At 31.5% G+C, this 16,826-nt stretch carries 15 protein-coding genes; 8 read left to right on the top strand and 7 right to left on the bottom strand.

What is annotated here, in order from left to right; all coding sequences use genetic code 11:
• Positions 1-476: 476 nt before the first annotated feature.
• Positions 477-1,196 (bottom strand): FKBP-type peptidyl-prolyl cis-trans isomerase, encoded by a 720-nt coding sequence (locus ACFSSE_RS11605; RefSeq protein WP_379044712.1) that lies wholly within the window; start codon positions 1,194-1,196, stop codon positions 477-479.
• Between the two features lie 113 nt (positions 1,197-1,309).
• Between ACFSSE_RS11605 and ACFSSE_RS11600 the strand changes: the two genes are divergently transcribed.
• Both ACFSSE_RS11600 and ACFSSE_RS11595 read left to right on the top strand, forming a co-directional pair.
• Positions 1,310-2,692: an exonuclease domain-containing protein gene (locus tag ACFSSE_RS11600; protein WP_379044715.1), complete on the top strand. Its 1,383-nt coding sequence runs from the start codon at positions 1,310-1,312 to the stop codon at positions 2,690-2,692.
• 148 nt (positions 2,693-2,840) lie between these two features.
• A complete protein-coding gene (locus ACFSSE_RS11595) occupies positions 2,841-3,146 on the top strand; it encodes a hypothetical protein (RefSeq protein ID WP_379044719.1) in 306 nt (101 codons plus the stop codon).
• A 105-nt stretch (positions 3,147-3,251) separates the two neighbouring features.
• Here the strand turns inward: ACFSSE_RS11595 and ACFSSE_RS11590 are convergent, their stop codons facing one another.
• From ACFSSE_RS11590 to ACFSSE_RS11575, 4 genes are all read right to left on the bottom strand, one after another.
• Positions 3,252-6,095 (bottom strand): TonB-dependent receptor, encoded by a 2,844-nt coding sequence (locus ACFSSE_RS11590; RefSeq protein ID WP_379044722.1) that lies wholly within the window; start codon positions 6,093-6,095, stop codon positions 3,252-3,254.
• Positions 6,096-6,115: 20 nt separating this feature from the next.
• Positions 6,116-6,979: a hypothetical protein gene (locus ACFSSE_RS11585; RefSeq protein WP_379044725.1), complete on the bottom strand. Its 864-nt coding sequence runs from the start codon at positions 6,977-6,979 to the stop codon at positions 6,116-6,118.
• A gap of 143 nt (positions 6,980-7,122) precedes the next feature.
• Positions 7,123-7,806: a pseudouridine synthase gene (locus ACFSSE_RS11580; RefSeq protein WP_379044728.1), complete on the bottom strand. Its 684-nt coding sequence runs from the start codon at positions 7,804-7,806 to the stop codon at positions 7,123-7,125.
• 216 nt (positions 7,807-8,022) lie between these two features.
• Positions 8,023-9,204, bottom strand: coding sequence for an asparagine synthetase B (locus ACFSSE_RS11575; protein ID WP_379044805.1), 1,182 nt, complete (start codon positions 9,202-9,204; stop codon positions 8,023-8,025).
• A gap of 162 nt (positions 9,205-9,366) precedes the next feature.
• Between ACFSSE_RS11575 and ACFSSE_RS11570 the strand changes: the two genes are divergently transcribed.
• A complete protein-coding gene (locus ACFSSE_RS11570) occupies positions 9,367-9,828 on the top strand; it encodes a peptidylprolyl isomerase (RefSeq protein ID WP_379044731.1) in 462 nt (153 codons plus the stop codon).
• Positions 9,829-9,840: 12 nt separating this feature from the next.
• Positions 9,841-10,377 carry a DUF5606 family protein gene (locus tag ACFSSE_RS11565; RefSeq protein ID WP_379044734.1) on the top strand — a complete coding sequence of 179 codons (537 nt, stop codon included), beginning with the start codon at positions 9,841-9,843 and terminating at the stop codon, positions 10,375-10,377.
• A 643-nt stretch (positions 10,378-11,020) separates the two neighbouring features.
• Here the strand turns inward: ACFSSE_RS11565 and ACFSSE_RS11560 are convergent.
• Positions 11,021-11,470, bottom strand: coding sequence for an acyl-CoA thioesterase (locus tag ACFSSE_RS11560; protein WP_379044737.1), 450 nt, complete (start codon positions 11,468-11,470; stop codon positions 11,021-11,023).
• 135 nt (positions 11,471-11,605) lie between these two features.
• On the opposite strand from ACFSSE_RS11560, the gene ACFSSE_RS11555 reads away from it, so the two are divergent.
• Together ACFSSE_RS11555 and ACFSSE_RS11550 are read left to right on the top strand one after the other, a co-directional pair.
• A complete protein-coding gene (locus ACFSSE_RS11555; protein WP_379044740.1) occupies positions 11,606-12,031 on the top strand; it encodes an Hsp20/alpha crystallin family protein in 426 nt (141 codons plus the stop codon).
• A 90-nt stretch (positions 12,032-12,121) separates the two neighbouring features.
• Positions 12,122-13,420, top strand: a complete 1,299-nt coding sequence (locus ACFSSE_RS11550; RefSeq protein ID WP_379044743.1) for a nicotinamide mononucleotide adenylyltransferase — start codon at positions 12,122-12,124, stop codon at positions 13,418-13,420.
• Between the two features lies 1 nt (position 13,421).
• On the opposite strand, the gene ACFSSE_RS11545 is transcribed toward ACFSSE_RS11550, so the two are convergent.
• Positions 13,422-13,916 (bottom strand): YajQ family cyclic di-GMP-binding protein, encoded by a 495-nt coding sequence (locus tag ACFSSE_RS11545; protein ID WP_379044746.1) that lies wholly within the window; start codon positions 13,914-13,916, stop codon positions 13,422-13,424.
• A gap of 63 nt (positions 13,917-13,979) precedes the next feature.
• Here ACFSSE_RS11545 and ACFSSE_RS11540 point away from each other — a divergent pair, with 63 nt between their 5' ends.
• Positions 13,980-14,684 carry a hypothetical protein gene (locus tag ACFSSE_RS11540; RefSeq protein ID WP_379044749.1) on the top strand — a complete coding sequence of 235 codons (705 nt, stop codon included), beginning with the start codon at positions 13,980-13,982 and terminating at the stop codon, positions 14,682-14,684.
• 86 nt (positions 14,685-14,770) lie between these two features.
• Positions 14,771-16,822: a polyphosphate kinase 1 gene (gene ppk1 / locus ACFSSE_RS11535; protein ID WP_379044752.1), complete on the top strand. Its 2,052-nt coding sequence runs from the start codon at positions 14,771-14,773 to the stop codon at positions 16,820-16,822.
• Positions 16,823-16,826 lie beyond the last annotated feature (4 nt).

The raw sequence follows: 16,826 nt of genomic DNA, 5'->3' as shown, positions 1-16,826 counted from the left end.
CGCCAACAAAAACGGCTCAGAAAACATTGTTTACATGAATAATTTCAGCCTGTTTTAATAAATTTTAGCTACTGTAAATCAATTAGTTAATAATTCCGTTTTACGAAATCGGAAATTGTTCGGACAGATATGATTAAAGTTAAATTTTTTAGAGCTTGGTTAAAATATATCTAATAATTTGTTTATGCTTACCGCCAAACATGGTTCTGGCTTTTTTAGCAACAAATTCGTTAATTTTTTCGATACATTAATTTTTTAAAAGGAACTCAAGAGTGCTATAGCAGTTTTCGAGATAATAGCTTTGCTATCTCTCCAAAATTTGCCTCTTTACGCTCAAAAAGAAGCTATAAACATTTTCACAATATAAATTTAAACAGGCTCTTACAATTTAAATTTATACAGGCTCTAAAACTTCTAAAACCAAAAAAGCCGAAAAGCAAAGAGGCTAATCGGCTTTTGTGAAATATTGGAAATTGTTATTCTCCTATTTTAACCAATTCAATATCAAAAATTAAGGTGCTATACGGCGGAATATCTTGTCCGGCACCTCTTTCTCCATAACCTAATTGGTAAGGAATGTAAAATTTAAATTTAGAACCAACGGGCATTAACTGCACACCTTCTGTCCAGCCAGGTATTACATTGTTTAAAGGTAATTTTAAAGGCTCATTTCTGTCGTAAGAACTGTCAAACTGTTTTCCATTAACTAAAGTACCTTTGTAATGTACTGTAACTTCATCAGTAGCTTTTGGTTTTTCGCCAGTACCCATTGTAATTACTTCGTACTGCAAGCCACTTGGCAGCGTTACCACTTTAGGATTCTTTTTGTTATCTTCTAAAAATGTTTTACCTGCTTCTTGTTCAACAGCATATTTTTGTTGGCTAATTTGTTGTAAAAACTGCCCAATTGTTTTACCAGCTTCTTCATCATTTACTGTTAAAGTTTGGTCAGAAAATACATCTTTCATCGCTTTGCTTAATAGTTCGTAATTTAAACTTTTTACACCGTCAGATTTTAATCCTTGGGCTATCTTCATACCAAAAGAATAACTGGCCGAATCTAATTGAGTTAAAGTTTGTGGTGCTGTAACAGCTTTGGAAGCAGCAGGTTTTTTAGCTGCCGATTTTTTAGTTTGCGCATTTGCTGTAAATACAAATGTTGCTATACTTAATGTTAAAATTGCTTTCTGAATCATAATTATAAATAAATCGGTTGAAGATAAAAATAAGAAACGAAATACAATATAAAAGATGATGTATTTTACATAAAAAATTTACTAAATTTATTAGTAAAAGTATTACTTTTGTAATGATGAATAATTTGTATGCCATTGTTGATATTGAGACTACTGGAAGCCATGCTAATGCAAATGGCATTACAGAAATTGCTATATATATACATGATGGTCATCAAATTGTAGAGGAATACGAGACACTGATAAACCCAAGGCAGGATATACCAATTTTTGTACAAAGTTTAACAGGTATTACTAATGAAATGGTTTTGAAAGCACCTTATTTTGAAGAAGTTGCCCCAAGAATTTTTGAGCTTTTAGATGGTAAAATTTTTGTAGCCCACAATGTAAATTTTGATTACTCTTTTGTAAATCATTATCTTAAAAGAGAAGGCTTTAACCTTAATAATAAAAAACTTTGTACGGTAAGGTTGGCTCGTAAAATTTTACCGGGTTTGCCTTCTTATAGTTTAGGCAAACTCAGCAGAAGTTTAAATATTAAAATAGAAAACAGACATAGAGCGGCAGGGGATGCTTTGGCAACAACTATACTTTTTAAAATGATGATTGATGCTGATGAGCATCAATATATAGATGAAGCTTTAAATGCCAAAGCTAAGGAAGAAGCCTTACCTCCTTACATATCAAGGCTGCAATTAGATGGAATACCTAGGCAGCCGGGAGTTTATTATTTTAAAGATAAAAAAGACAAAATTATTTATGTTGGGAAAGCAAAAAACCTTTACAAACGAATTTTAAGTCACTTTTTAAATAACAACACTCATAAAAACAAGCAAGATTTTTTAAGGGAGATTAGAAAAATATCTCACCAAGTTTGTGGTACAGAGCTACAAGCACTCATATTAGAAAATATTGAGATCAAAAGGCTTTGGCCAGAAAAAAATAGAGCCGCTAAACATCCAGAAAAAAGATATGCGCTTTATACTTATGAAGATCAAAATGGTTTTATTAGGTTAAATATTGGTAAAAAAAATAAATTTATAAAAAGCGTGTGCCTTTTTAAATCAATTGCCGAAGCGCAAAGTTTAACTAGGCAATGGGTTCAGAGGTTTAATTTGTGCAATAAACTGTGCAATTTACAAACTACAGAAATAGACTGTATTGGCTTACAAAACGAAACTTGCTTTGGAGCATGTAACGGTAAAGAGGACTTTAATACCTATAACTTAAGAGTTAACAAATTATTAGAAGAGTTGGTTTTAGAATTACCCAGCTATATGGTAATAGACCAAGGAAGAAATAAATTTGAACGGAGCTGCATTGTTATTAACAAAGGTGTTTTTTACGGAATGGGATATATAAATGGGCAAGATTTACCTGCTGATTTAGAAATAGCAAAAACTGTTGTTACTCCGTATCCTTCCTATCTTTTTATAGAAAAAATAGTTTCTGACTATGTACTAACAAACCCTTCAAAAATGTTTAGTTTAAATTAAACCGTTTTATGGGTTGTAAAGGCAGTTTTTAAAGCATTTTTAATAATAAAATTAAACTTTTTTAAAAATTTCCTAGCCAAATTTAAAGTTTAGGTAATTTTGGCTCAATTTTTAGGTATATAAATTGTACATAAATAATATTAATCACATGAAAAAATTAATTTACATCACTTTCTCGTTTATTATGCTTTTTTCAACTGCTGGCTTTGCAAATGCTACAGAAAAAACTGATAAAACTTTAACAACAGAGCAGCAGGTTAAACTAACTCAATTTACCAATAGGGTAGAAGAGATTAGAAATTTAGACAAAAGCAATCTAACAAGAACTGAGAAAAAAGCTTTAAGAAGTGAGCTTCAATTGATGAAAAAACAAGCAAATGCTATTAGTAATGGTGGTATTTACCTTTCTGTTACTGCATTGTTAGTAATTATTGTCATCTTATTGATTCTTTAATTACATTTTAAATAAAAAAATTACAAAAAAGGCTGTCTCAAAAATAATTGAGACAGCCTTTTTTGCTTTTTGACTTTATTTAATCGAGGTTAAACCGAGCTCATGTTAGTTCATAAAACTACCATCACCTCTTCTTCTTAAAGAATTGCCATTTTTGCCAACGGCGCCAGTCCATTTTTGTATATTCATGCTTAAGTTAAGCATTACATATCTGCTATTGGGGTTTGTAGCAATTTCTGTAAAGCCATAAACATTATCTGTTCTGTTTATAAAGTTGTTTTCATTTAATAAATCATAAGCTCTTATTTGTAAAGAACCTTTGTTTTTAAACACCTTCATTTGTAGCATTGTATTTATAACAAATGGATTGTTACTGATGTTATTATTTATCCCACTTACATAATTTTTACTAAGTGCATAGCCAAACTGTAAGCGTTTTAAAAAGTAAATGTTGCCATCTAAACTTAAAGACCAAATTTTTTGTTCAATTCCTCTGGCAATAGAATAGCTGGTTTTGTTATAATCAAAAGAAACATAAGGGTTAATATCTATCCATGCAGCTGGGCTAACACGTGGGCCAAAACTCTCTTTAAATCCCCAATTTTCTGATGTATTTCTTATTCCATTACTTAAAGCAACCCTTTTAGATCTATCAACAGAACCGGTAAAAGAAAAATTATATTTCCTATCGTTGGTTTGTTTTGAAAAAGTATAATCAGCACTTTGGCGATTATTACCTTGTACATTCACATACCTTACTTCATTAATAAAACTTTTGTTAAAATCTCTAATTTGAAAGGTATTACTGGTTACTTGATTTTCTGTAAAAGAGGCGTTAAAACGTATGTTATAATTAAATTTAGCGTTTGCAATATAGTTACTGTATTCTCCAACTGCAGCATGTGTAAACGCAACCTTTAAATCTGGATTACCCACAATTGGACGCTGCGGATTGGAAACATCTCTAACCGGTTGTATTTGATCAAAACTTGGTTCATTAGCTCTACCATTATAAAATAAAGATAATTTATGCGTGTTTGAAAGTTTTAGTTGAAAACGAGCAATTGGGATTAACTTAAAGTAATTTCTATTTGTGTTTGTATTTATACTTACGCCAACTCTTTCTCCTAACAAAGTGGTGTTAACAGATGTTAAACCTACAGAGTAACTATATTTAGAATTATTATTTCCGTATTTATAATTTACTGAGTTTCTGTATTGTGTAAAAAAGTAATTGAAAATATTACTTAATGAATCAATCACAAATCTATTGTCTGCCAAATCAATATTACTGGTTACTCTGCTATTATCATAACCTCTACGTTCAATATTCGAATTAAATTCTAACCTTGATAAATCACTTAAAGGCTCTGAATAAGTAATACTTGTTCTGTAGTTTTTTTGCAAGTTATCCGTATTTATAGCTCTATGAATGATGGAATCTATTGGTGGAGTATTGTCATCATAATAGCGTATGATATTATTTTGTTCAGATTCTGCCTCGTTATTTTGACGACCAACAGTGGCTTCAATAGAGAAATTTCTGCCTGGTTTAGAAAGCCAAATATGTTGATAAGCAATTGTTCCGCTTATGATTGGTGTTCTGTTAAAAGAATTACTCAAATTTCTTTGATCTTGGCGTATAAAACCAGTTTGAAAAGTATTTGAATTATTTTGTGAATCTGAATTAGACAATGTTATAGAAGGTGTAAATTGTATAAAATTAGCACTATCAATATTATATTCTAATTCAAAATTAATATTGTGGTTTTTGCTATTAGTTAAGTTAGTACCGTCTCTTTTTGTAAATGTAGTAACTAAAGAAGAATCCGCAAGTATGCTATTTATTTCAGAATAACTATCTGTAATTACCTCATTATCATTATATCTAAAAGAATAACTGGCAACAAACTCAATTTTATCGTTAATTTTATCTCTGTAAGTAAAAGCTGGTAAAGCCCTTAAACTTGTACCACCAGATGCGCTGCCACTACCACCACCGCCAAAACCACTTCCACTTCTGCCACCTCTGTTATTACCTCCGCCTAACCTGCCAACACTGCTATTACCCCCAGCAATACCATTAGGTGTTTGCGTAAAGGTAGAATTTAAAGTAAGTGTTTGATTTTTATTGATCCGTGTTAAATTTGCACTGCCTTCTAACTGATCTAGTGTACCTATGCCAGCATTCAACCTTGCCATATTTCCTACAGATTTATCTGCTCTGGTAGTAATGTTTAATATTTTAGCTGGGTCACCTTCCTTAATTCCTGTTCTTGCAGCGGTGTTCCCGTAATCATCTACAATTTGTATTTTCTCAACAATTTCTGCAGGTAAATTTTGAACGGCTGTAGCAACATCGCCACCATAAATTTCTTTACCATTTAATTTAGCTCTCGTAATAGCGGTGCCATTTACAGTTAAAGAACCATCGTTTCCTACTTCCATACCTTCCATTTTTTGTAAAAGTTCATCAACGGTTGCGCCAGCTCTCACCACATAATCACTCGCTCTGTATTCTATAGTATCAGTTTTGTAAACAACAGAAGGCGTACCGTTAACAATTACCGCATCCAACATTCTTTGGTCGTCTTTAAGCACAATGGGGTTTAGTGTTAAACGCTCTGTAGCATCATTATATTTACCACTAATAACTTTATTAGTAAAGCCCAAAGAACTTACACTAACGGTAAAAACCCACGATTTTACATTTCTAAAAACAAAAATCCCATCGTCGTTTGTACTTGTTCTTAAAGTATCTGCTGTAGAAATTAAAGTTACTGCAGCACCAGCAACAGCTTGGTTGGTAGAATCTCTAACTATACCACTAACTTGCCTAACAGGAATTGGTTTAGTGGTATCTGTTCTGTTTTGAGCATATAAATTAAAGCTCAGCATTACTAAAAACAGCAGTATTATGTGTTTTTGTAGTTTAGTTTTGTAATTCATTACAGTTTTTGAAGAAATGGTTATTTAGCAATGGTATATTTTCCCCAAAAATCTGTAGGACTTAATAAATTTTGGAATTCAACATTTCCACCTCCAGCTTGGCCTCCAAATCCGCCACCGCCACCTTGCACACGAATTGCTGTAACTTGTCCGCCACCGCCTCCACCAGGTCTATTTTCTCCACCACCAAAATTTAGCTGTAAGCCATTTAATTTTATGTTGTAACCAAATTCTTTATTTACATCAACAGGTATTAATTCTAATGGTATTGCAATTTCATAAGTATAAATTCCTTTATCGTTTAAACTTGCAATTGCTTTAATACTGTATTCGTTATATATAGAAACTAGGGTATCTGTAATATTTTTAAAACCAAAAATTTTAATATCCTTGGCAGCCTCAATTTGTCTTTTACCAAAGCTTAATTGCATAGAATCTCTTTGCTCTGCCGTCATGTTTTGAAAAGATGCGCCCATTCTTGCAGCTCCACCAGCTCCACCAGCACCACCAAAAGCAGCTCTTCTGCTGTTTCTGGTAATTACCGGATAAGTTAATACCAGTGCTTCTTTGGTTTTCTTTTTACCATCTTCATTAATGCTAAAAGTAATACCGCCCATTAAAATTTTACGGGTATCATTTACATTAACAGCTTGCATTACCACATATAGGTTTTTAGCATCATTAGCAATGGTGTACGATAAACCAGTTGTTTTATTAATTGCTTTTAATGGCGTTGTCCAATCGTTAGTATTGCCATCCACCTTTATTTTCGAAACTAATAAGTTTCCAACTTGTACATCATCTGCCTTTTGAGCAAATAAACTTGAACCTGTTACCGTTAACAGTAGAATAATTTTTGAGATTTTTTTTAAAGATGATTTCATATAATGATATTTTAATGAATGTACAATAATAGATTTTGCAAATAGGTGTTGAAATTAAAAGATACATTTTGCCCATAAAAAGCTACCAAAACCTAAATTTTAGAGACAATAAATACTAGAGAAAGTTTAAAGTGAGTGTGAAATTATAAACTAAAATTTAATAGGTTTAATGTGCGGGTAAATTCTGGCTGAATATTAGCTTCAAAGGTTAATTTTTTTTTATCATTCGGATGCTCAAAACTTAATTCAGATGCATGTAAGAGCATGGTATCCATTTGCCAAGTATCTTTAAAGAATTTGTTTTGCTTATTGCAACCATGAGGCCTATCGCCAATAATTGGGTGATTAATGTGGGCAAAATGTTTTCTCAATTGGTGCATTCTTCCAGTTTGAGGTGTAGCTTCAACCAAAGAATATCTTGATGTATGATGTTTACCTAAAGCAACAGGAATTTCGGTCTTCTGTAAGGTTCTAAAAGCTGTAAAAGCTTCTTGCATCACTCCATTTTCTTTTCTCAACGGATAATCAATTTCCATTTCATCTGGTGTGTGCCCTCTAACAACAGCTAAATATTTTTTTTTGATAAGGTTATCTCTAAATAATGCTTGTAAAAGCGAGTTGGTTTCTTTGTTTAGCGCAAATAGGAGTAGGCCACTTGTTTTTCTATCTAACCTATGTGCTGGCCAAACATTTTGTTGTATTTGGTCTCTTAATAATTGCAAAGCAAACTCTTCGGCATCTCTGGCAATTGGCGATTGATGCACCAACAAACCATGCGGTTTATTAATTAATACTAAATCCTTATCCTGAAAAACAATCTCTAACATATTGCTGCGAAGTAATAAAAATTATTTGAGTTTAAAGCGGTTTTGTTTTGTGAGATTTTTTAATTGCAGGTTTCCGCCAAAGGGCGGGCGGGCTTTTTCACTATATCTTTAACAGCAGAAAAAGCTGTTAAAGGATGCCGTTTCAATCGCTAACCTAAAAGGTATTATTATAATTTACGCTTTCAGAATTTCCCCTTTAGCTTTCAACTTCACAAACTAAGTCTTCTGTTTTTTCTTTTTAGCCGCCGGGAATAAAATATTATTTAAAATTAAACGATAGCCAGGAGAGTTTGGGTATAAATTCAAATCAGTAGGAGGGTCGCCAACCATATGTTGGTAATCTTCCGGGTCATGTCCACCATAAAAAGTCCATTGCCCTTTACCAAATTGTCCATGTATATATCTTGCTTCACCTGCTGATCTTAATTCGCCTAACACCAAAACATCAGGTTTTATCAACGAACTTTTAAAAGATGTAGTTTGCCCCATAAAACCTTTGATCACTTTTTCATGGTCTTGGGTAAGCATGGTTGGCACCACATCCCATTTTGCCGAAAAATCAAATAACGTAAAAAAATCTTGGGTTCTTTCAACCTGTCTGCTATTTGTTGCATCAATATCAGAAAACTCATAATTCATTGGGTTTACATCCAATTTAAAGTTTTGAAAAGCAAATGTTTTAGAAAAATCTAATTTGGCTTGTGCATTTGGGTCGGCAGCATCACCATCAAACATTCTTTCGCAAATATCAATTCCTGCGGCAGCTAAAGCAATATCATAGCTATCAGTGCCAGAACACATTGCAAAAAGAAAACCTCCACCGAGACAAAAATCTCTTATGTTTTGGGCAACTGCTAATTTCATTTCAGATACTTTTTTAAAACCTAATTTTTTAGCTCTAGTTTCTTGTTGGCTAACATCATCCTGATACCAACTTGCGCCACGGTAATTTGCCCAAAACCTACCATATTGCCCTGTAAAATCTTCGTGATGTAAATGTAACCAATCATATTCTGGCAGTTTACCGCCAATTACTTCATCATCGTAAATAACATCATAAGGAATTTCTGCATAAGTTAAAACCATGGTAACGGCATCGTCCCACGGCAATTTGCTTTTTGGGGAGTAAACAGCAATTTTTGGAGATTTTTCTAACTTAACAATATCCATATTCACATCTGGCTGGTTAATTTCAGTTAAAATCACATTTACTTTAGCATCTGCCAAAACTTGGTAACTCACACCTCTAATTTTTAATTCGCTTTCTATGGCTTGGTTATAAGTAATTAAAAAGCTTCCACCTTTATAATTTAGGAGCCAATCAACCTCTAAACCATTTTTTAAAGTATAAAAAGCTACTCCATAGGCTTTCAAATGGTTTTTTTGTGCTTCATCCATCGGTATTAAAATAGAAGAAGAAAAGCCATTTAAAGCTATAAAAAGAAGGATTGTGAGGATATATTTTACTTTCATTTCTCTAAAAATAAGTATAATGTATGAAAACGTTTAGCTAGGTAGAAAATTTTATTAATTTTGCACCTCTTAATTAAATTAAAAAAAATGAGCAAAGCAATAATTAAAACTGCAAAAGGCGACATGACTGTTGAGTTTTATGAAAAAGATGCCCCAAAAGCAGTAGAAAACTTCAAAAAATTAGCTAAAGAAGGTTTTTATAATGGTTTAACTTTCCACAGGGTTCTTCCAGATTTTGTAATTCAAGGTGGCTGTCCTTTCTCAAGAGAAGATGCTACTGCTCATAAAGCAGGTGCTGGTGGCCCAGGTTACCATATTGATTGTGAATTAACTGGCGAAAACCAATACCACGATAGAGGGGTTTTATCTATGGCGCATGCAGGTAGAAATACTGGTGGGTCTCAGTTTTTTATATGTCATAGCAGAAATAACACTGCACATTTAGATCGTAACCATACTTGTTTTGGTAAAGTAATTGAAAATGTTGATGTTGTTGATGATATTAAACAAGGAGATAGAATTTTATCTATAGATTTAATTGAAGATTAATTATAGCATTATATGAATTTAACAGGAATTGTTGCTGTATCGGGTAAACCGGGATTGCACAAATTAATTGGTCAAAATAAATCGGGTTATATTTTAGAAAGTTTAGATGCACAAAAAGCAAAAACTATTGTAAATATATCTACCGCAAAATTAGCTTCTTTAGAAGACATTACCGTTTACGGAGAAGATGAAGATTTAAGGTTAAAAGATATTTTTGCCAAAATGAAAGATGCTACAAACGTACCAGATGCAAAAGCTGATGGTAAAGTTTTAAGAACTTTCTTTCACAAAGTTGCGCCAAAACATGATGAAGAGAAAGTTTACGCTTCTGATATGAAGAAAATTGTAAGCTGGTTTCATGTTTTAAAAGATATGCCTTTGTTTTCTGAAGAAGAAGTGAAAACTGATGCTGCAGCAGGTGATAAACCAGAATCAGCAAAAGTGGCTAAAGCAGCTACAACAAAAACTCCAAAACCAAAGAGTGATAATAAAGCAACAAGCACTAAAAGTGCAGCAGTTAAAAAAGCCGGGGGAAGTAAAAACCCTTAATTTTTAATTATTAAAAAAAAGAGCGTTTGGAGATAATTCAAGCGCTTTTTTTATGGATTTTTTAGCGCTTATGCTATTAACTAGTGACGGCTAAGGTTTAAAAATGCGGTTTTCTAATATTATTCTATAATTTCTAAAATGTAAATTATTTTAGCATTATCAACAAAACATCTAAAATCCATTTCTAAACATCTTGTTTATCTAAATTTAACTTTTACTTGATTAAATGAATCATCCTGAAAAAAAAGAACATTTATTACAGTTTAGGTAATTCTATAACCACATCTACAAGGCTATCTTCTTTATTTGCATTACATTAGTTAATGACCAGTTTTTTTTAACCAACATTGATAAGTTTCAATTAATTCTGACTAACTATTTGAAGTGTTTTTCGTCTTCTGAGTATATATCCATGGATTGCTATAGCATAAATTCTTAACGAAATATATTTACAGGATTTTTGTTTACAAAAAAAGATAAAAAAACAACAAAGGTTTCTATAATTTCTAATAGAAACCTACGGAGTAAATTATTAGTACAATCTATTATTGACAACCGCCTTCTATATTCACTCTGGTGCTTGTGGCATCAACTACACTAATAAAACTTAGGGCATTTAAAGAAGATGATTATGTTTATCTTGCTATAATTCATTCAACCAAATATTATCGTACTGTTTCATTAAATCTCTTTCTTTTTTCGGGATTGGTGTTGGTTTATTTGTTTCGTAATTAATGGCTACTTGTACCGTTTTCCCAATAGCTTTTACAGTTTCTGAGCCGTCTTCATTTTCTGAAACTAAAATATAGTCAATATCCCAGCTACTATTTCCTAAGCGACTAGTTTTTACATAGGCAAAAATATTATCGTTCAAAATAATAGGTTTTATAAAGTCTATTTGCGCTTTTGCAATAATTATCCCTATTGCTTTCCAGTCCCAGTTAATAATATCCTTCCAATAATTAGATCTTGCTTGCTCAAAATAGGTTAGGTAAACAGCATTGTTTGCATGACCAAACATATCCATATCCGAAAAACGAATTGGAATTTCTGTTTTGTATTTGTACTGCTTTTTTAAGTCTAAAATATCCATATTCGGTAATATTGTCAGTTGTTAATTGTGAATAAAGACAAAAAGTCTTGATTTTAGGCTAAATTACGGATTGGTATTCACATTGTACAGCTTCGGTTGTAAATATTTTAACATAAACAATTGGAGGATCTAAAAATGACTTTATTAAAATTAAAAGAAAACAGAAAAGTAAATGGTTATTCTAATTTAAACGAATTATTAGACACCATTTTTAATGAGAATTTAAAACCAAATGGGGTACAACTGCCACCGGTAAACGTAGTAGAAACAGAAGCTTATTTTGAATTGGCTTTAGCAGCACCGGGTTTAAAAAAGGAAGATTTTAAAATTGCTTTGGAGAAAGATATTTTAACAATTTCTTCTGAAAATAAAACTGAGGAAACTAATGTTAAGTACACCAGAAAAGAATTTGGATTTTCATCTTTTTCAAGAGCTTTTACCTTGCCAGAATCTGTTGACTATACTAATATTGAGGCCAGTTACCATCAAGGCGTTTTGGTGGTAAAAATAGGTAAAAAAGAAGAAGCTAAAATTTTAAGCCGCGAAATAGAAATAAAATAAGTAGTAACATTATTTAACAATCCCGATTTTTTTACAAAAGTCGGGATTGTTTTTTTTAGACCAGCCGTTTAATATTTTTACATTTGTTGTATGATTTTAGAAACACTAGATACTCGCCGCAAGGCATTAACCATAAATTTAGATGAAAACATTTACGGCACATTTGCAGAAATAGGGGCAGGGCAAGAAGTTGCAAGAAATTTTTTTACAGCTGGTGCAGCATCAGGTACAATTGCTAAAACCATGTCGGCTTATGATATGACTTTTAGTAATGAGATTTATGGTTTGGAAGAGTCTGGCAGGTATGTTTCAAAATCAAGGTTATCAAAAATGCTTAACCACGAGTTTGAGCTTTTAGGAGAAAGGCTTTGTGGTGTTAAATATGAACAGCGTAAATTCTTTTCTTTTGCAGATACAGTTACAACGCTAAATTTTAATAAATCAAATGACCCGCATGGATGGTTGGGTATTAAATTCCAGTTAGAACCTTGTGGCCCATCCAATGAAATTATTTTTCATGTTAGGTTACTAGATAGTGACGCTACTTTGCAGCAAAATGTGTTAGGTATTTTAGGTGTTAATTTAGTTTATGCGGCATTTTATCATTATAAAGACCCCCAAATGATGATTGAATCTTTAGCTGATAATTTAAGTAGGGGTTCTGTAGAGATAGATTTGATTAATGTTAAAGGCCCAGCTTTTGAAGGTTTGAGTGAGGTGCTGGTTAATTTATATCTTTTAAAAAGAGGTTTTTCTACTGCCGCAGTTTTTATACCAGAAGAAGGTGTAATGCAATCAAAAGATTTGATGTATAAGCAGCATATTATGATTTTGAGAACTCGCTTTAACCAAAAAACTAAACCCGATTTTGATTTATTTAACCATGCCGTAACACAATATAAGGCTTACATGGAAATTGGTAACGTTGAGTTAATTACAATGGCAGAGCTTACGTTAAACAATATGATGCAAAATAATGAAGGCTGTGATGTTGAACTTTTGGATAGTGTTGCTAAAAGAGCTGGCGATATTTTAGAAATGGGGCATGCTGTTATTATTTCAAACTTTAATAGACATAATAAATTAGCGAAATTTTTATCACAATGTAAACCTAAAAGTGTGGGTATAACTACTAATATTGCTAATTTAAAGCATATTTTTATGTCAGAATATTATGGAGCCAATTACACAAATGAACTTTTAGCTTACATAAGCGATTTATTTAGCGGGAATGTAAAGCTACTTACATATCCTTACAGGGATATAAAAAATAAACAGATGGTAACCACAAAAAATTTAGTGGTATCGCCAGAAGCTAAATCATTGTTTGATTTTTTATTACAGAATAAATATATTTTAGATATTGAAGAGATTAAAGAAGGAGAATAAATTAATTTCTCATATTGATGTATTGTAGGGGTTGGCCAAAATCTTCTCCTCTGCATAAAGAAATTACTGCTTGTAAATCGTCTATTTTCTTTGCAGTTACCCTTACTTGGTCTTCCATAATAGAAGCTTGAACCTTTAATCCAGAATCTTTAATTTTTTTAACCACTTTTTTAGCGGCATCTTTATCAATACCTTCTTTTACCAAAATATCTTTTTTAATCATATTTCCTGTTATTGAGGTAAAAGGTTTTTCAAAGTCTAAGGCTTTAGGGTCCAAACCTTGTTTTACAAATCTGGAAATTATAGCGTCTGTAATTGCTTTTAAACGCATGTCATCTTCGGTAACGATGCTTAAAGTGTTAGATTTTTTATCTAAATCAACAGTACTTTTAGAGGTATTGAAATCGTATCTATTTAAAATTTCTTTTTTTGCGTTGTTTACTGCGTTATCAAGTGTTTGAGCGTCTATTTTGCTGACAATATCAAAAGATGGCATAATTGGAATGTTATTTGATGTTATAAAAAATTAAAGATAAATTTAAAAAATTAAATCGTAGGCATGAAAACTCAAAAAACGAAAACAAAATTAAAAGGTAAAAAGTCTAATCAAAATGAAAAGCTTGAAATTAACCTTACAGAAAAGTTAAGGGTATTTGTGAAAAGTTTAGGTCACGATGCTGATGAAATTGGTGATGAAATTAAAAAAGCCAGTAAAATTTTATCTAAAAAGCTAAAAAATAAAATTGTCGATGCTAAAAGTGCTATCGAAAATAAAGTTTCTGACTTTAAAAAAACTAAAAAATCTGATAAAAAAAGTACATCTAAAATTGCAAAACAAGCGTCAAGCTTAGCAAAACAAAACAAAGAAGAAATTGCTAAAATAGTTGCAAAAGCTAAAAAGCAAACTAAAGAATTCTCTAAAAAAGCAAGTTCGGTAAAAAATGTAGATGTTTTGCCTATTATTAATAAGGCAACAATTAATAAAGAACCAGGTAAAACAACAACTACTGCAAAGCCAAAAGTTACTTTAAAACCTGCTATTGTTGAAAAACCAATTAATGTAAAAGCACCTGTAGTAAAAAAAGAAGAAGCTAATGCAAATGGTGCAGAAGATCAAAAAACAAATACAAATCCTCATCCAGAAACGCCTACAGCACCTAAAAGAAGTTCAAGAGCAAAGGTAGCCCCAAAATCAGACACAAAACCACAAAATACAGATTTGCCACAGCAAGCTGGTCCAAATAATAAATACAATAGAGGTTAATTCTTGACCTTAATTTAATATTTAATTAACAAAACATTTTGCATTTTTAAATTCCGAAGTTAAAGGTCGGGGTTTCTTTAATATACATGAATCAAGAGAAAATTCCATTATTAAACCGAGAATTAAGTTGGCTATATTTTAATGATAGGGTTTTACAAGAGGCGGCAGATAAGGCTGTGCCTTTGATTGAAAGAATTAAGTTTCTGGCCATTTTCTCATCTAATCTTGATGAATTTTATAGGGTTAGGGTAGCTACTTTAAATCGTTTGGTGGTGGTAGTTAACAAGGTTAAAGCCGAGTTTGGTTACAATCCTAAAAAGCTTTTAAATCAAATTAAAAATATTGTTGTAAGGCAAGAAAAGAAGTTTAACGTTCTTTACGAAGAAATTATTAAAGAACTTGCTGATAATAAAATTTTTATATTAAACGAACATCAATTAAACGTTAGCAGAGGCGCTTTTGTTAAAAATTATTTTAAAGAAAAAATTTTATCAACCATTGTTCCAATTATTATTGATGATAAACAACCCTTCCCAGAGTTAAGAGATAGGGTTATTTATTTTTTAGTGAAGCTTACTCAAGCAAATAAAAAGCATAAAAATAAATATGCTTTAATAGAAATACCCGAAAGCTTAGATCGGTTTTTGATTTTGCCTGATACCAATAATCTTAAATTTATTATACTTTTAGATGATATTATTAGGTACTGTTTAGACGAAATTTTCTTCATCTTTAATTACAATGAAATTGAGGCTTATTCTTTACAGGTCACCAGAGACGCGGCATTAGATTTAGATAAAAATGTAAGTGATAAATTTATAGAAGCGTTATCAAAAAGTTTGCAGAAAAGAAAAAAGGGTAAGCCCATGCGTTTGCTTTATGATAGTGGAATGCCTATTGATATGCTTAACGTTGTTATTTCTAAGTTAGAATTACAATCTGAAAGTTTAATACCAGGTAATAAATACCATAATTTTAAAGATTTTATTACATTCCCAAATGTAGGAGAAGAACACTTACAATATAAACCAATAAAGCCCTTATTGGTTAAAGGTTTAAGTATAAATAAGGGTATGCTTGAATTAATAAAGCAAAAAGATTTCCTAATTAATTTGCCTTACCAATCTTTTGATTACATTATTCATTTTTTAAGAGAAGCAGCTATTGACCCACGTGTAACTACCATCCGTATTACATTATATAGGTTAGCATCAAACTCTAGAATTATAAATGCGCTTATTAATGCAGCTAGAAACGGAAAAAAAGTAGTTTGTTTAGTAGAGTTAAAAGCCCGTTTTGATGAACAAGCAAACATATATTGGACAAATAAATTAGAGGAAGAAGGTATTTACGTAAACTACGGAATAACAGGCTATAAAGTGCACACCAAAATTTGTATGGTTACCCGTATAGAAAAAGGAAAAAACGCCTATTATGCCAATTTAGCCACCGGAAATTTTAACGAAAAAACAGCTAAAATTTATTGCGACCACAGTTTATTTACTGCTGATGAACGCATTACTTTAGAATTAAATAGAGTTTTTGAAAACATAGAAAAGAAAAATATATCTAAAGATTATAACCATTTAATTGTATCACCTTTAGAAACTAGGAAAAAGCTTTTTTCTTTTATTGATAGAGAGATTAAACACGCAAGGGCAGGTAAAGAGGCTTACATGATTCTTAAAATGAATTCTTTAGCGGATGAATTGACCATTAAAAAACTTTATGATGCTAGCAATGCTGGTGTAATTATTAAATTAATTATTAGAGGAATTTGTTGTTTAGTGCCAAAAAAGCCTGGCTTTAGTGAAAATATAGAAGTTATTTCAATTATCGATAAGTTTTTGGAACATGCCAGAATTTGGATTTTTGGTAATTCTGGTAAAGAAGAAATTTATTTACTTTCTGCCGATTTGATGACCAGAAACCTTGATCATAGAATTGAAGTTGGTTTTCCTATTTATGATCCAGAAATAAGAAAAGAAATCAGAGAAATGGTTGATATACAGTTGATGGATAATACCAAGGCTCGAGAAATAAATTCTCTTAATAATAATAAATACCGTAAAACTAAAGTGAGAACTCCCTATCGTACACAGATAGACACTTATAATTATTTAAAAAATAAAAACTAAATAG

The organism is Pedobacter alpinus (assembly GCF_042684645.1).
In the GTDB taxonomy this organism is placed as follows: domain Bacteria; phylum Bacteroidota; class Bacteroidia; order Sphingobacteriales; family Sphingobacteriaceae; genus Pseudopedobacter; species Pseudopedobacter alpinus.
Note: the sequence above shows the minus strand (reverse complement) of the source record. Positions and strands in the feature narration are given on the sequence as shown.

What these genes read in the sequence shown, in the direction of transcription:
- ACFSSE_RS11605 (WP_379044712.1), bottom strand. Translation starts at nt 1,196, where the DNA reads ATGATTCAGAAAGCAATTTTAACATTAAGTATAGCAACATTTGTATTT.
- ACFSSE_RS11600 (WP_379044715.1), top strand. Translation starts at nt 1,310, where the DNA reads ATGATGAATAATTTGTATGCCATTGTTGATATTGAGACTACTGGAAGC.
- ACFSSE_RS11595 (WP_379044719.1), top strand. Translation starts at nt 2,841, where the DNA reads ATGAAAAAATTAATTTACATCACTTTCTCGTTTATTATGCTTTTTTCA.
- ACFSSE_RS11590 (WP_379044722.1), bottom strand. Translation starts at nt 6,095, where the DNA reads ATGAATTACAAAACTAAACTACAAAAACACATAATACTGCTGTTTTTA.
- ACFSSE_RS11585 (WP_379044725.1), bottom strand. Translation starts at nt 6,979, where the DNA reads ATGAAATCATCTTTAAAAAAAATCTCAAAAATTATTCTACTGTTAACG.
- ACFSSE_RS11580 (WP_379044728.1), bottom strand. Translation starts at nt 7,806, where the DNA reads ATGTTAGAGATTGTTTTTCAGGATAAGGATTTAGTATTAATTAATAAA.
- ACFSSE_RS11575 (WP_379044805.1), bottom strand. Translation starts at nt 9,204, where the DNA reads ATGGATGAAGCACAAAAAAACCATTTGAAAGCCTATGGAGTAGCTTTT.
- ACFSSE_RS11570 (WP_379044731.1), top strand. Translation starts at nt 9,367, where the DNA reads ATGAGCAAAGCAATAATTAAAACTGCAAAAGGCGACATGACTGTTGAG.
- ACFSSE_RS11565 (WP_379044734.1), top strand. Translation starts at nt 9,841, where the DNA reads ATGAATTTAACAGGAATTGTTGCTGTATCGGGTAAACCGGGATTGCAC.
- ACFSSE_RS11560 (WP_379044737.1), bottom strand. Translation starts at nt 11,470, where the DNA reads ATGGATATTTTAGACTTAAAAAAGCAGTACAAATACAAAACAGAAATT.
- ACFSSE_RS11555 (WP_379044740.1), top strand. Translation starts at nt 11,606, where the DNA reads ATGACTTTATTAAAATTAAAAGAAAACAGAAAAGTAAATGGTTATTCT.
- ACFSSE_RS11550 (WP_379044743.1), top strand. Translation starts at nt 12,122, where the DNA reads ATGATTTTAGAAACACTAGATACTCGCCGCAAGGCATTAACCATAAAT.
- ACFSSE_RS11545 (WP_379044746.1), bottom strand. Translation starts at nt 13,916, where the DNA reads ATGCCATCTTTTGATATTGTCAGCAAAATAGACGCTCAAACACTTGAT.
- ACFSSE_RS11540 (WP_379044749.1), top strand. Translation starts at nt 13,980, where the DNA reads ATGAAAACTCAAAAAACGAAAACAAAATTAAAAGGTAAAAAGTCTAAT.
- ppk1 (WP_379044752.1), top strand. Translation starts at nt 14,771, where the DNA reads ATGAATCAAGAGAAAATTCCATTATTAAACCGAGAATTAAGTTGGCTA.